The sequence below is a fragment of the Mucilaginibacter gossypii genome (assembly GCF_017569325.2).
In the GTDB taxonomy this organism is placed as follows: Bacteria; Bacteroidota; Bacteroidia; order Sphingobacteriales; family Sphingobacteriaceae; genus Mucilaginibacter; species Mucilaginibacter gossypii.
The window spans coordinates 3,416,563-3,430,954 of sequence record NZ_CP071878.2 but is presented as its reverse complement, the minus strand read 5'-3'; the positions used below and the strand labels follow the sequence as shown (position 1 = coordinate 3,430,954).

Annotated in this window: 12 protein-coding genes; 10 read left to right on the top strand and 2 right to left on the bottom strand. The window is 45.9% G+C overall.

The window, feature by feature from the left end:
* Positions 1–6 precede the first annotated feature (6 nt).
* From J3L18_RS14275 to J3L18_RS14265, 3 genes are read left to right on the top strand one after another with little or no spacing between them, the layout of a single operon-like run.
* The gene (locus J3L18_RS14275; protein WP_129571904.1) at positions 7–1,083 is read left to right on the top strand and encodes an ATP-binding protein; all 1,077 of its coding nucleotides are present in this window, start codon (positions 7–9) and stop codon (positions 1,081–1,083) included.
* Positions 1,084–1,101: 18 nt separating this feature from the next.
* Positions 1,102–3,366 (top strand): DUF5682 family protein, encoded by a 2,265-nt coding sequence (locus J3L18_RS14270; protein ID WP_129571903.1) that lies wholly within the window; start codon positions 1,102–1,104, stop codon positions 3,364–3,366.
* Positions 3,356–4,498 carry a VWA domain-containing protein gene (locus J3L18_RS14265; RefSeq protein WP_091163325.1) on the top strand — a complete coding sequence of 381 codons (1,143 nt, stop codon included), beginning with the start codon at positions 3,356–3,358 and terminating at the stop codon, positions 4,496–4,498. The genes J3L18_RS14270 and J3L18_RS14265 overlap by 11 nt, the downstream gene beginning before the upstream one ends.
* 111 nt (positions 4,499–4,609) lie before the next feature.
* Here J3L18_RS14265 and J3L18_RS14260 read toward each other — a convergent pair whose 3' ends face one another.
* Positions 4,610–6,289 carry a GH39 family glycosyl hydrolase gene (locus J3L18_RS14260; protein WP_129571902.1) on the bottom strand — a complete coding sequence of 560 codons (1,680 nt, stop codon included), beginning with the start codon at positions 6,287–6,289 and terminating at the stop codon, positions 4,610–4,612.
* A gap of 263 nt (positions 6,290–6,552) precedes the next feature.
* On the opposite strand from J3L18_RS14260, the gene J3L18_RS14255 reads away from it, so the two are divergent.
* The 4 genes from J3L18_RS14255 to J3L18_RS14240 all read left to right on the top strand — a co-directional run bounded on the left by J3L18_RS14255 (position 6,553) and on the right by J3L18_RS14240 (position 10,502).
* Complete coding sequence (locus J3L18_RS14255; RefSeq protein WP_091163327.1) at positions 6,553–7,359, top strand: phosphatase PAP2 family protein; 807 nt, start codon at positions 6,553–6,555, stop codon at positions 7,357–7,359.
* A 131-nt stretch (positions 7,360–7,490) separates the two neighbouring features.
* Positions 7,491–7,892 carry a BlaI/MecI/CopY family transcriptional regulator gene (locus J3L18_RS14250; protein ID WP_129571900.1) on the top strand — a complete coding sequence of 134 codons (402 nt, stop codon included), beginning with the start codon at positions 7,491–7,493 and terminating at the stop codon, positions 7,890–7,892.
* Positions 7,893–7,907: 15 nt separating this feature from the next.
* The gene (locus J3L18_RS14245; RefSeq protein WP_129571899.1) at positions 7,908–9,494 is read left to right on the top strand and encodes a M56 family metallopeptidase; all 1,587 of its coding nucleotides are present in this window, start codon (positions 7,908–7,910) and stop codon (positions 9,492–9,494) included.
* A 159-nt stretch (positions 9,495–9,653) separates the two neighbouring features.
* The gene (locus J3L18_RS14240) at positions 9,654–10,502 is read left to right on the top strand and encodes a hypothetical protein (RefSeq protein ID WP_129571898.1); all 849 of its coding nucleotides are present in this window, start codon (positions 9,654–9,656) and stop codon (positions 10,500–10,502) included.
* A 141-nt stretch (positions 10,503–10,643) separates the two neighbouring features.
* Here the strand turns inward: J3L18_RS14240 and J3L18_RS14235 are convergent, their stop codons facing one another.
* On the bottom strand, positions 10,644–11,222 hold the full coding sequence (locus J3L18_RS14235; RefSeq protein ID WP_129571897.1) for a Crp/Fnr family transcriptional regulator: 579 nt from the start codon (positions 11,220–11,222) through the stop codon (positions 10,644–10,646).
* A gap of 135 nt (positions 11,223–11,357) precedes the next feature.
* On the opposite strand from J3L18_RS14235, the gene mgrA reads away from it, so the two are divergent.
* The 3 genes from mgrA (at position 11,358) to J3L18_RS14220 (ending at position 14,376) form a co-directional block, all read left to right on the top strand.
* Positions 11,358–12,353: an L-glyceraldehyde 3-phosphate reductase gene (gene mgrA / locus J3L18_RS14230; RefSeq protein WP_129571896.1), complete on the top strand. Its 996-nt coding sequence runs from the start codon at positions 11,358–11,360 to the stop codon at positions 12,351–12,353.
* 222 nt (positions 12,354–12,575) lie between these two features.
* Positions 12,576–13,286, top strand: a complete 711-nt coding sequence (locus J3L18_RS14225; protein WP_129571895.1) for an RNA ligase family protein — start codon at positions 12,576–12,578, stop codon at positions 13,284–13,286.
* Complete coding sequence (locus tag J3L18_RS14220; protein ID WP_223266309.1) at positions 13,255–14,376, top strand: AAA family ATPase; 1,122 nt, start codon at positions 13,255–13,257, stop codon at positions 14,374–14,376. The genes J3L18_RS14225 and J3L18_RS14220 overlap by 32 nt, the downstream gene beginning before the upstream one ends.
* Positions 14,377–14,392: the final 16 nt, after the last annotated feature.

Sequence of the window (14,392 nt, the reverse complement as noted above, 5' to 3'; positions counted from 1 at the left end):
TTTAACATGTCACAGATATTACGTCAGCATGCAGAGCAATTATTTGCACACGAACTGGAAGAATTGAAAAAGCAGGACGGTGATAAGCGTCCGGTCAACTGGGTACTTTCTCCTCAATCGGTAGTAACCTACCTGGTTGGCGGGAAGCTGAAGAATGGCTTTGAGGTTTCGCCAAAATATATTGGCAACCGCCGCTTAATGGAAATAGCGGTAGCTACGCTTACAACAGATCGTGCCCTGTTATTATACGGTTTGCCCGGTACAGCAAAAAGCTGGGTGAGTGAGCATTTGGCAGCGGCTGTAAGCGGCGATTCAACCATGATTATCCAGGGAACAGCCGGTACCAGTGAAGAGGCCATTCGCTACGGCTGGAACTATGCCCGTCTGATAGCACAGGGCCCATCGCCGGATGCGTTGGTAGAAACGCCAGTAATGCGCGGGATGAAAGAAGGCAAGATAGTTCGTTTAGAAGAGCTCACCCGTATCGGCGCCGATGTGCAGGATACACTGATCACCATTCTTTCTGAAAAAATGCTGCCCGTGCCTGAGCTTAATATCGAAGTGCAGGCCGTTAAAGGTTTTAATATCATAGCCACAGCCAATAATCGTGATAAAGGTGTAAATGAATTATCAAGCGCGTTAAAGCGCCGTTTCAATACCGTCATCCTTCCCTTGCCTGATTCGGTGGAAGAGGAGATAGACATCGTACGCCGCCGGGTTGAAAGCTTTGAAAAAGTAATGGAACTGCCGGCCGAACCGCCGGCATTGCAGGAGATCCGCCGGATAGTGACCATCTTCCGTGAACTTCGTGCAGGCGTTACGCTTGATGGCAAAACCAAGATCAAAGTGCCGTCAGGTACCTTAAGTACTGCCGAAGCTATCTCCGTTGTGAACAGCGGTTTATCAATGGCTGCTTATTTTGGCGATGGACAATTGAAGGCAGCAGATCTTGCCGCGGGCATTATCGGTTCGGTAATTAAAGACCCGGTGCAGGATAAACTGGTTTGGCAGGAATACCTGGAAACTGTAGTAAAACCACGTACCGATTGGGCCGACATTTACCGTGCCTGCCGCGATCTGTAATCAAAAAACCTTAAGCCAATGGCAGTACATATTTTAGGCATAAGGCACCACGGGCCGGGTTCGGCGCGTAACGTGAAAGCTTTTCTGGAAACGGTTAGGCCCGATATTGTTTTGGTTGAGGGGCCGCCGGAAGCTGATGCCATGCTGCAATGGGTAAGCAACGAAGGTTTGAAACCACCAGTAGCGCTGCTTTGCTATCAGCCGGATGACCCGCAACGCTCGGTATTTTATCCCTTTGCCGATTTCTCGCCCGAATGGCAGGCAATTGTTTATGCCCGCAGGCAAAATATCCACGTGCGTTTTATGGATCTCCCTGCCGGTAACCAGATGCTTGTTGAAAAGGAGCAAAAGGTTGTTGAACAACAACAAGAGCCGGATACAGATCAGATCAATAGCGAGGGACAAAGCCTTGAGCAACTCTATAAAAGTCCGATAAGTTACCTGGCAGATGCCGCCGGCTTTGCCGACGATGAAAAATGGTGGGAGCATACGTTTGAGTACCGCAATAATAACGATGAGGTTTTTGATGCGGTATCTGAAGCTATGCAGGCGCTCCGCGAGAGTTTTCCTAAAAAGGATAAAAAGCTTGAACAGATGCGCGAAGCATACATGCGCCGTACTATCCGCCAGGCCGAAAAGGAGATGTTTCATACCATAGCGGTAATCTGTGGTGCCTGGCATGCGCCTGCCTTGCAATGGAAATCATCGCAAAAAGATGATAATGAAATACTGAAAGGGCTGCCAAAGGTAAAAACAGAGTGTACCTGGATTCCCTGGACTTTTAACCGTTTAAGCTTCCGTAGCGGTTACGGTGCTGGTATCAATTCGCCGGGGTGGTACAACCATATCTGGAACCATCCGCATGATGATGGTACCTTGTGGATGGCCGAGGTGGCACAACTTTTCCGTAAGCAGCAGATGGATACCTCCGTTGCCCATATTATTGAAGCGGTAAGGTTGGCCGGTGCGCTCGCTTCACTGCGGGGTTTGCCCAAAGTAGGGTTAGAGGAACTGAATGAGGCCACGCTGAGCGTGCTTTGTAACGGCGAGAGCATTTTGCTAAAACTGGTACATGACGAATTAATAGTTGGCCACCAGATAGGCGAGGTGCCGGTTGAGATTCCGAAACCGCCGTTGCAACTCGATATCGAAAAACAACAAAAGAAATTAAGGCTGCCCGCAACAGCTGATTACAAAGATTATACACTCGACCTGAGGAAAGATACCGACCTGGAGCGGAGTATCTTCCTGCACCGCCTGCAATTACTGGGCATTAATTGGGGCAGGCAGCAATACACCAGCGGTAAGGGTACTTTTAAAGAGCAATGGCGCCTGCAATGGGACCCCGGCTATTCGGTGGAGATTATTGAACGCGGCAATTTGGGCAATACCGTAGCTGAAGCGGCCGCGAATAGCGTCCTCAACCAGGCAAAAGAAGCAAGGGAACTGAAAGTTATAGGCGATCTGCTTGAAAAAACGATTCCGGCAGAATTGCCGGGAGCCATTGAAGCGCTGATCAGTCAGCTTAATAATCTGGCTGCAGCCTCTGCAGACGTTATCGAAATGATGGAAGTAGTGCCCGGCCTGATAACCGTGGCAAGGTATGGCAATGTACGCAAAACAGATGCCGAATTGGTGATCAGCATTATCAATAGCATTATTACCCGCGTTTGTATCAGTTTGCCCAATGCCTGTATCGCTATTGATGAAGATGCCTCTCAAAAGCTGCTGGAACTGTTTTTTAAACTGAACGATGGCATTAACCTATTGCAGGATATGGGCATAATTAGCATGTGGCAGCAAACGCTGTTGACTATAGCAGCTAATAAAAACACCTCGCCGGTTATAGGAGGATATAGTACCCGTTTACTGCATGACGCCCGCAAATTGGAGGGCGATCAACTGATGCAGTATTTCAGTTTTGCTATGTCATCGGCCACGGCTCCGGTCATCGCCGCAGCCTGGCTCGAAGGCTTTTTGAAAGGCAGCGGTACTTTATTGTTGCTTGATCAGGACCTTTGGCAGGTGATCGACAATTGGGTAGCCAGCCTTGCCGATGAGGTCTTTATGCAAGTGCTGCCTTTACTGCGCCGCACCTTTGCCAATTTTACCAATCCTGAAAGGAGAAAGCTTGGCGAAAAGGCCAGATCCGGCGGTGGGACGGGGCATCAGCATACAAATATCAGCGCTAATTTTGATGCCGAAAGAGCTAAGCAAGGTTTGCCGGTTATAATGCAATTATTGGGTTTAACCATAAATATTAACGACACAAATGGAAATTGAACCGGAGCACCTGCGCAAATGGCGGTTAATACTGGGCGGTAATCAAAATGAAGGCACCGGATTTAGCCTTGATGATGCCGACCTTAAGGTTGACCGCACACTTGAAGCTTTGTATGACAGCGATAGAACCGGAGGCCTCGGTGCATCATCACCGAATGTAAGCCGTTGGCTGGGGGATATCCGTACCTTTTTCCCATCAAGCGTAGTACAGGTAATGCAGCAGGATGCATTAAAGCGCTTGAACCTGACCCAAATGCTGTTTGAAAAGGAGATGTTGGAAAATGTAGAGCCGGATGTTCACCTGGTAGCAACTTTGATGACATTGAGCCGCGTTATTCCCGACAAAACAAAAGATACCGCCAGGCAGGTAGTACGTAAAGTTGTTGACCAACTGGTAAAAAAGTTAGCCGAGCCCACGCGCCAGGCCATAACCGGTAGTTTAAATCGTAGTGTCCGCAATACAAGGCCGCGGCATAATGAAATAAACTGGGGGGCAACTATTCTTAAAAATCTTAAGCATTATCAACCCGAATATCAAACTATTATTCCCGAAACGAGGATTGGTTACGGTCGTAAGCGCTCATCATTAAAAGATGTGATCCTGTGTCTTGACCAAAGCGGATCGATGGGATCATCAGTGGTTTATTCGGGGATTTTTGGAAGCGTTATGGCTTCTATCCCAGCTGTAAAAACTAAAATGGTGGTTTTTGATACCGCCGTTGCCGATTTAACTGAAGAATTGACCGACCCGGTTGAGTTATTATTCGGCGTGCAATTAGGTGGTGGCACGGATATCAATGCAGCTTTAACCTATTGCCAGCAAATAGTTACCCGGCCTACGGATACCGTATTGGTGCTCATTACCGATCTTTACGAAGGAGGTAACGTTGCCGAAATGCGCCGTCGTGTGATAGAACTGGTTGCGGCAGGTGTGCAGTTGGTAGTATTGCTTGCTTTAAGCGATGACGGCTCACCATCGTATGATCATGGCAATGCACAGTTCCTGGCCGATATGGGTGTGCCCGTTTTTGCCTGCACACCCGATAAATTTCCTGATCTGATGGCCGCCGCGCTCACTAAACAGGATATTGGTATGTGGGCGGCCAGGGAAGACCTTATTATAAAAAAGTAGAGGATTGGCGATTTTACCGATAAACCACCCACCTATACGCTCGATACTTTATCAAAAGTATTACGGTTAGGCAGGCTGGAACAATTTTATAGTTTGATAGATGCTGTTTGCTTACCAGCTAAACTTTAAAAGAGCCACCCCTTGCCTTGGTAACAATACAGTGGCACCTGCCAGCCCTGATTTAGCTTGTAGCGTAACCTGTTTGCCAAACTGTTGTAATTGCCCTGCTTTTTCAAGTTCCTTAATTTGCGTAGCTGTAGGTTTTTGCGGTGAACCCATCTTTTTCCACACTTCGTAGGCATTGCTATGCTCATCATCTATGCGGTATTGAGTTAGTTTTACAAAGGTGGGTGGCAGGTGTCCTATCTTGATCTTTACGGTTTTCCCTGCATCGTGCAGGTCATCATCATGGTAGTTCCACAGCAATACGGTCATTTCTTTTTTATCTGCGGCTGCCAAAGCACCAATATCTGTATTATTTCCCCTGATGCTTGAATCAGCTACGGTTTTAAGCGAATACATCTGGTCGCCGGTTACTTTCAGGCGTTTGCCTTTCATCATGCCCAGCATCCGGAAAACGTTAAGTACCGGCTTATCAACTCCGTTTGTAGCCAAATCGCGGAAGCCATAAAACCAGGGCTGGTTTTCAAACTCGAACGACCATGATACGGAGCCCATAAAATTTATACCTAATGAGTCGGCCAGTTGGTATTCGCGGGCTATGGAAGCTGCTGTATAGCTCGAATACATGGTGCCATTGCGGTAAGCATTTGAGGGATTGGTAGCCATACCGCAGGCCGCGCAACCTTCCGGGTCCGATTCGCCTATCACTATCGGGGTGTTTTTAGTTTCGGGATATGATGCTACAATTTTAAAGCCTTCTCTGATATCGCGGATCTGCGGGGCCATGTTCATACGCACCCGGCCATTGATCAGCGTAGGCTGCCCTTTGGCATGGAAAGAGATCACATCAATAGGCGAACCTATTTTGCCTGTTGCATAGTTGGTGTCGGCAATGCAATGTTTAATGAATGCGTTCAAAAACTTCATCCCGCCGGGACTTGAGCCACCTGCAACTTCTGGTCCGCCCACGTGCGCGGTAGGCAGGGCACGTTTTACGCCATGGGCAGCATAATCATACAGTTTAAAGAACTCTTTCATAGTACCTTTCCAGTAGCCTATGTTTGGTTCGTTCCACACTTCCCAGTACCAGCTTTCAACCTCGGTTTGGCCGTAGCGCTGTACACAATGCTTTACCCATTGATAAATAAGCTCTTCCCATTTATTATAATCTTTGGGAGGGTACGCCCATCCTGTGTAAACATCATCATAGTTATCGCCGGGTTTCCAATAATGGCGATAAGGTTTGGGGTGGGTTGACAAGGCCTCGGGCATAAAACCTATCTGGGCATAAGGTTTCATGCCCAGTTTAATGTAAGTGTCGAATATGCTGTCAACCAGGTGCCAGTTATAAATAGGTTTGCCGCTGGCATCCTCAGTATAGGCATTGGTTGATCCCCACTTTAACGCGGCTGTGCCATCGCCTGTGGTAAGCAGGTTGTGCACACGCATGCGTACCGGTACCGGGCTCAAAGTGGCCAACTCCGACAAAAGTTTACGGCCATCCTTCATGTAGGTATAGTTAGGCTCATCGTGGCCAAACCATGCCCAAAAGGGGTACATATCGCCAATTTTATTATTTAGGCTGATGGTGATATTGGCCTGGTCCTGGGCAAAAATGCGGCCGCTGATAAATAATAAAAGGCAGGGGACAAGTTTGATGATCTTCATTCAGGTAGTTTGGTGGTTTATAAGGAGTATAGATCAAACATAGGTAATTTTATTTATTGTAAAAAGAACAATTAAAATGCGGGCATGGCCTTTCAATCAATTTTAAATCACGTACAACATATTTAACTTAATTTACGTTAACAGCGTGTTAATTTATTGTTTACGCGCTTCAGAAATTCTACAGAATTAAATTGTATAATTGCTGCTATCAGCGCTTAATAAGGGGGATTTCTTTGCAAAAGTTCAGGTTTTATTTTATTTCGATGCTATTGGCAGCTTCGTTCTCGCTGTCATCATATGCCCAGGTTAAGGATACATTACAAAAAGATGCTGTAAAAAGGGATTCTTTGCAGAAAGATTCGGCCAGGAATATCCTGACATTGCCCGATACGGTTAAGCATCTTCAAAGTAGGTTTCCGTCATACATACCGCCCGCGGCTTTTATCACTTATGGCCTGTTATCGTTTAAAGTGGGATTTATACGTAATATTGATTATCGCGTACGGAATGATATGAACAAGGATCATCCCGGCTTCCATACCAAGGTTGATAATTACATGCAATACGCGCCTATAGTGTCCGTTTATGCGCTTAACCTGGCTGGTGTTCATGGTAAAAATACATTTATAGACCGTACTATGCTGCTCGTGCTTTCTGAAGCCATATTTGCCGGTACCACTTTTGGCTTAAAACGTGTTACCCACCGTGAGCGGCCCGATGGCTCAGATAAGTTTTCGTTCCCTTCAGGCCATACCGGTAACGCTTTTGTTTCTGCCGAGTTTATGGCCCAGGAATATGGCGACCGGTCGCCCATATACGGTGGTGTGGGCTATGCGTTTGCAACTACCACTGCTATTTTGCGTGTATATAACAACAAGCATTGGTTTAGCGACATCATAGCAGGAGCTGGTTTTGGTATCCTGTCAACCAAAGCGGCTTATTACCTGTACCCGCTTATCCGTAATGGCGTATTCCGTGGGGGAAATGAGAAAGGGAAAAACAACAACTCTTTATTGTTGCCAACTTACCAGGACGGAAGGGTTGGATTAACCTTCGCCAAGAGTTTTTAAACAACTGATCTTATATTTATAATTTGCAACCACCTTAATATTAGGGTGGTTGTTTTGTTTTAGAGGAATTTTTTTTCAAGAAAAATAACTTAGCTATTGTAACGTACGTTTTTAATGCATATCTTTGGTTTATGAGTTTGTTTAAAAAGGATATTACTGCTGATTTAACGCCAACCAAAACAGAAATGGACGTTTTGCAGGTGTTGTGGCAGCATGGCCCGTCGACAGTGAGGTTTGTGCATGATAAGCTTAACGAGCAAAAGGAAGCGGTAATTTATACAAGCACCCTTAAGCTGATGCAGGTAATGAAAGAGAAGGGGATGCTTAATCGCGATGAAACCAATATGAAGCACGTTTACAGCGCCGCGGTTGAGGAAAGCAGGGTGAAAGGTAATATGCTTGGCCGTTTTGTTGATTCGATGTATAATGGTTCGCCGAGCGATTTGATTGTAGCCCTGTTGGGCAACGACAAAACATCGGCCGAAGAACTCAGAAAAATAAAAGAGCTGCTCAAAAACATGGACGATCAATAATTAAACTTTACAGATATGTACCTGCTCCTTAACACCAACACCATTTCCCACAACCTGATACAGGCTTTTAGCTGGATGCTGATCCATTCGCTGTGGCAGGGGCTGTTGTTGTCGGTTATGAGTGCGTTGGTGATGTTCCTGACCAAAAAAGCAAGCGCGGCAGTAAGGTACAACCTGGTGCTTGTACTGTTTTTACTGTTTATAGGGAGCTGTCTGTTCACTTTTGTTTGGGAATGGAACAGGCAACCTGTAACTGCGGAGTTTGGTAATGCTATAGGTAATCGTGCATCGCAGCTATTAAACCTTAATGCTGATCGGATCCGGAATTTTGCCAATACCTGTGTCGGTTATTTTACCGTCAATGCACCAATGGTTGTGCTGCTGTGGTTTGTGTTTTTCCTGTTCCGCTCTGTAAGGATGATGCGCGGGCTCATATTTATCCATACCGCCAAACACAGGCAGGTATCCGAACCTGTCGGGTATTGGAAAAACAGGGTTGAGCTGCTTTGCGAAAAACTGCAATTGAAGCGGGCTATTCGGCTGCTTGAATCGGGTTATGTGAAAATACCCATGGTTATCGGGCACCTGAAACCGGTAATCCTGATCCCGGCGGGTTTATTGGCAGGGCTGCCGCCCGAACAGGTTGAAGCGGTGTTGCTGCATGAACTGGCCCACATCCGCAGGCATGATTATTTCGTTAACTTTTTACAAACCATTGCCGAAACCGTATTTTTCTTTAATCCCGGCTTATTGTGGATCTCGTCCCTGCTTCGGGATGAGCGGGAAAACTGCTGCGATGATATCGCCCTCGCCCAAACAAAAAACAAACGCGATTTTATACAGGCATTGATCAGCTTTAAAGAACATTCGCTTTACGGTGCAAATTATGCGGTTGCATTTCCTGGTAAAAAGAACCAGTTGTTGCAAAGGGTAAGCCGCATCCTTGGTAATAAAAACAAAACGGTAAGCCAGGGTGATAAAGCATTTTTGATAAGCGGTGTTGTTATCCTTTCGGCAATAATAGCTACGGCGACCATCGCACAGATCCGGCAAGTTAATAATCCCGGTAATAATAAAAATTATGTGTATAAACAGGAGCGGCATATCACACCATCTGCAGGTGTACAGCCGGTTGCACCCGTTAAATCTTTCGATAAACCCAAACACCCAAAGCACAGAAACATTGCAGTAGCTCAAAAGCCTGTTGCTGCAAATGAAAATGTGATTATGGCTAATGCTGAGCCGCGTTCTCCACAGGAGCAGCTTGAAGCTGATGCGAAGCTCGCAAAACAACGGGCCGAAAAAGAAAGCCAGCAAGTTTCGGCCGATAAAACCGAATATAACCGCGGGCAGGAACAGGCCCGCCGGGATCAGGAACATGCCAAAGTAGATCAGGACCAGGCTCGTCGCGACCAGGAGCAGGCCAAACGTGATCAGGAACAAGCCATGCGGGATCAGGCGCAGGCTAAACTTGACCAGGAACAGGCCGAAAGGGACCAGGTACAAGCTAAGCGCGATCAGGAGCAGGCGCGCCGTGACCAGGCACAGGTAAGTAAACCCCAAACAGAACCTATAAAAAGCAAAGTAAGCATTCAGAATTAAGCAGGTACATTTCTTATTTGGTAGTTAGAGCAGAGGTGCACCCTGCTTTATTGGCCGGACTATGTAATAATCAATTATGTTAACAATCAATTTTTAAACTGCCCCTGGGCGGAAGGGAAATCTATTGCCCAAATTTTAAACTATTAAATCAACAGAAAAATGAAAACCAATTATTTAAGAAGTGCCCTGTTGCTAATAGCGGCAACGGCATTAACAACTGCTGCAAATGCACAGAAGCCTGGGAAAAAAACGGCCTTCAACTCTTATAAAAATTACGACACTTTTGATGGTAAGGGGCGGGAACGTATCCAAACTGACTGGCAGGGGAAAACTTACCAAATGGAGTTGGCTAACAACAAGCTGGTAGCCCTGGCAGTCGACGGTGAGATTATCCCATCAACCCAATGGAATGAATATAGTACGGTTATAGCGGCTATCCGCGAGCAGATCAGGAAAGACAGGATCCAGGCAAAAAAAGATCAGGCACAAGCTAAACGCGATCAGGAACAGGCAGAGCGAGATCAGCGACAAGCAAAAGTTGAACAGGAAGATGCCTCGCGCGACCAGCAACAAGCCAAACGCGATCAGGAGCAGGCATCTAAAGATCAGGTACAGGCTAAACGCGACCAGGAGCAGGCTTCCCGCGATCAGGAGCAAGCCAAACGTGATCAGGAACAGGCCAGCCGAGATCGGGTACAAGCTAAACACGACCAGGAACAGGCGCACTTAGATCAAATTCAGGCCAAAAAAGATCAGGAACGCGCCGCCGAAGATCAACGGCTGCTAAAACAGATGACAGGTGATTTGGTAGCTGATCATATTATTCCCAATGAGGAAGCTTTGCATGAGCTTTCATTTAACGGCGAAGAACTGATCGTAAACGGTAAAAAACAGCCCGATAGTGTGTTTAAAAAATACAGTGAAAAATATCCCCGCTTTGCACAGGGCAATACCAGTTATGAAAATGGCAAACGGCAGTTTAATGGCTTGCATATTCATAGGAATTAAGTATAATGCAGATGCTATAACCTTAAAATCGTTAAAGGCAAACTAAGGGCGTCATTGCTGTGAGGTACAAAGTAATGACGCTTTTATATATTAAATGCATGAGTTAAAGTATTAAAAAGTAAAGCTAAGTCAGCTCGCCAGTTACTTTTTCAAACTCCTCGTCCTCAATTTACTCAAAAACTCGGGCGAGATCCCCAAATACGAGGCTATATAATGCTGTGGCACCCTTTGCGGGATGCTGGGGTAGCGATTAATAAACTCCAGGTATTTTTCCATAGCGGTAGTGGAGATGGTTTTAAACAATCGCTTTTGAACCACGGTAAGGTGCCTTTGCAGCATTAGCCTGAACATGCGTTCCAGTTTGGGAACTTCGTTAAGCAGCTTTTCTTTTGAGTCGCGGGTAAGGATAAGCAGTTCGCAATCTTCCAATGTTTCAATATTCATGTGGGCAGGGCTTTGATCCTGGAAGCTGGCCAGATCGCTTACCCACCAGTCTTCAATGGCAAATTGCAGGGTTACCTCTGCGCCGTTCTCATCAATGATGTATTCGCGGATGCAGCCCTTGTTTACGTAGGCTTCAAAATTACAAACGTCGCCGGCAGTAAGCAGGCGGGTTTTTTTAGGGATCTTCCGATATTCCAATATCTCATTAAAAAGGGCTGTTTCCTCTGCAGTTAAACTAACTGACCGTGCCGCGTAATCATTGATGTTTTGAAACATGGCTCAAATATAAGCGCGGTTAGGGTTATACCCGCAAACATCGGGGTGCTAAATAATTTCATTTCTTGTTCCAGTTCAATGGATTTTTATGATAGATAAGTCAATTTTGCCTCTTATAATTTTTATTAATCAAATATGACCTATCTACCCAATCAAAACCGTTACCAGTATATGGAGTACCGCCGTTGCGGTAACAGTGGTTTGAAACTGCCGGCAGTATCGCTTGGCTTATGGCATAACTTCGGCGGTATCGACAGCCTGGAAAATGCCCGCAATATTTTACGTTTGGCCTTTGATAAAGGCATCACCCATTTTGACCTGGCCAACAACTACGGCCCGCCGCCGGGCTCGGCCGAAGAAAGTTTTGGCCGTATTTTTAAAGATGATTTTAAAAACTACCGCGATGAACTTATTATTTCAAGCAAAGCCGGATGGGGTATGTGGGAAGGCCCGTATGGCGACTGGGGCTCAAAAAAATATTTGGTAGCCAGTTTAGATCAAAGCCTTAAACGTATGGGGCTTGATTATGTAGATATTTTCTATCATCACCGTCCTGACCCTGAAACCCCCATCGAAGAAACTATGGGCGCGTTGGATCTGATAGTGCGTCAGGGCAAAGCTTTATATGTTGGGATCTCAAGCTATAGCGCTTCCGAAACAGAAAAAGCTGTCGCGGTGTTGAAAGAACTTGGTACGCCATGTCTCATCCATCAGCCTAAATATTCCATGTTCGACAGGTGGGTTGAAGGTGGTTTGCTTGATGTGCTGGAAGATAAAGGTGTTGGCTGTATTCCGTTTTCGCCACTGGCCCAGGGTTTATTAACCAATAAATACCTGAAAGGTATCCCCGAAGGCTCGCGGGCTGCAGCTCACCGCGGCAACGGCGCCATTGACGAAGATGCCATTACCGAACAAAATATAGCCAAAGCCGCAAAACTGAATGAAATTGCCCTGCAGCGTGGTCAAAACCTGGCGCAAATGGCATTATCATGGATTTTGAAAGATAAACGCATCACTTCGGTGTTGATCGGTGCAAGTAAGCCGGAGCAGGTTACTGACTCTATCGGTTGTTTAACCAATACTTCATTTAGTGATGAAGAGCTGAAGCTGATTAACCAGATCCTGGCATAAGACTACCAACTTCGATATCGTAATCATTTGTTGTTAGCCTTCGGTTTAAACCGGAGGCTTTTCTTTTTTTATTACCGGTCAGTTTATTACCTTTGCGCCAGTAATAACAAAAACTCTCAAAAATTTGAGCCATGTAATCTCATTAGCATAAACGTTTAATGAGCTTCCCCATCCCAGGGGAGGAGGTGAATTTCTATTTCTTTTAATTAAAAATTTTACAACATGGCTATATCAAAAAAATATGGTCGTACGTATCATTATCCGTTTTCGCCGGGCACAACCAGTGATGACAGGATACAACACGACTATTGGAAACACATACAAAAAATACCCACGCTTATCCATACTGAAAAGCTGGATGGCGAGAATAACTGCTTATCGCGGCACGGCGTTTTTGCACGGTCTCACGCTACGCCAACGGTTTCTGCCTGGACGGAGAGCATCCGTAGGTTTTGGCAGTTGATCAAAAATGATCTGGGTGATCTGGAGATCTTCCTTGAAAATCTCTACGCTGTCCATTCTATCGAATACCGGAACCTCGAACATCATTTTTATGTGTTCGGGATCCGCGAGCATGACCGTTGGTTAAGCTGGGAGGAGACAAAGTTTTATGCCGCAATGATCGGCTTGCCAACCGTGCCCGAACTGGGCGTTGTTCATTTGCCTGTTGAGCAGTTAAAGTTTGAGCATGATGTTTTGGCTCTTACCAAAAGCAGGGGGACTTTTGAGCCTTATGATGTGTTGGACGGAAAACCTGCAACCATCGAAGGCATAGTATCCCGCAATGCGGATGGATATGCAGCAGATGATTTTGCGTATAATGTATTTAAATATGTAAGGAAAGGGCACGTTAAAACTGACCAGCACTGGACACGAAGCTGGAAACGTGCACCATTAAAAAATGAAGGAGGTAACTATGTGGGCCATTACTAAAAATAAAGACTGGACATATCTCGAAACCCGTTTTGATTGGGTACAACGGATGAAGGATGTACCGCAGGATGCCATATACCATGCCGAAGGCAATGTTGCCATCCACACCCAAATGGTACTTGAAGCACTAACTGCTGAGCAAATTTATAAGGAACTGTTAGCCCAGGAACAGGAAATACTTTGGGCAGCTGCTTTGCTGCACGATGTTGAAAAATATAGCACGACAGTAATTGAGCCGGATGGACGGATTACTTCAAACGGACATGCCCGTAAAGGAGCTATGGCAGCCCGGCAGATATTGTACAGGGAAATACCAACGCCTTTTGCTATACGTGAACAGGTGGTTGGGCTGGTGCGTTATCATGGGCTGCCACTTTGGATATTTGAAAAAAGCGACCCGGTAAAAGCCCTGATTATGGCAAGCATGGAGGTTAACACGCAGTGGCTTGCTCTGCTTGCCCGTGCCGATTTGTTGGGCCGAACCTGCGAGGACAAGGATGAAATGTTGTACAAAGTGGATTGTTTTGAAGCTTTTTGCCGGGAGCAAAATTGCTGGGGTGTTGCCCGGGCATTTACAAGTGATGAAGCGAAGATGTATTATATGCAGCACGAAGATGGATATGCAGATTATGTACCTTTTGAACAGCCCGTTAACGAAGTGATATTGATGAGTGGCTTGCCCGGAGCAGGTAAAAATACTTATATCCAAAAGAATTATCCTGATATGCCGGTAATATCACTCGACGATATCCGTGCAGCAAAAGGTATTTCGCCTACGGATAAAAGTGGTAATGGTATAGTAATACAGGAAGCCAAAGAACAAGCCCGCGTGTTTTTGAGGAAACAAAAAGGCTTTATCTGGAACGCTACCAACATTACGCGGCAAATGCGTTTACAATTGATCGAACTATTTGCCACTTACAAAGCCGCGGTAAAGATTATTTATGTGGAAGTACCCTACGCCGGATTACAAAAGCAGAACAGGAACCGCGAAGCAGCCATACCGGATGTTGTGTTGGAAAGGCTGATTGATAAGCTGGAGATCCCGGCCCTGTGGGAAGCACATGAGGTTGTTTATAGTGTGGATTAAGTTAATTTAAAATTAA

Coding starts and splice junctions, on each gene's coding strand:
- J3L18_RS14275 (WP_129571904.1), top strand. CDS start 7: ATGTCACAGATATTACGTCAGCATGCAGAGCAATTATTTGCACACGAA.
- J3L18_RS14270 (WP_129571903.1), top strand. CDS start 1,102: ATGGCAGTACATATTTTAGGCATAAGGCACCACGGGCCGGGTTCGGCG.
- J3L18_RS14265 (WP_091163325.1), top strand. CDS start 3,356: ATGGAAATTGAACCGGAGCACCTGCGCAAATGGCGGTTAATACTGGGC.
- J3L18_RS14260 (WP_129571902.1), bottom strand. CDS start 6,289: ATGAAGATCATCAAACTTGTCCCCTGCCTTTTATTATTTATCAGCGGC.
- J3L18_RS14255 (WP_091163327.1), top strand. CDS start 6,553: ATGCTATTGGCAGCTTCGTTCTCGCTGTCATCATATGCCCAGGTTAAG.
- J3L18_RS14250 (WP_129571900.1), top strand. CDS start 7,491: ATGAGTTTGTTTAAAAAGGATATTACTGCTGATTTAACGCCAACCAAA.
- J3L18_RS14245 (WP_129571899.1), top strand. CDS start 7,908: ATGTACCTGCTCCTTAACACCAACACCATTTCCCACAACCTGATACAG.
- J3L18_RS14240 (WP_129571898.1), top strand. CDS start 9,654: ATGAAAACCAATTATTTAAGAAGTGCCCTGTTGCTAATAGCGGCAACG.
- J3L18_RS14235 (WP_129571897.1), bottom strand. CDS start 11,222: ATGTTTCAAAACATCAATGATTACGCGGCACGGTCAGTTAGTTTAACT.
- mgrA (WP_129571896.1), top strand. CDS start 11,358: ATGACCTATCTACCCAATCAAAACCGTTACCAGTATATGGAGTACCGC.
- J3L18_RS14225 (WP_129571895.1), top strand. CDS start 12,576: ATGGCTATATCAAAAAAATATGGTCGTACGTATCATTATCCGTTTTCG.
- J3L18_RS14220 (WP_223266309.1), top strand. CDS start 13,255: ATGAAGGAGGTAACTATGTGGGCCATTACTAAAAATAAAGACTGGACA.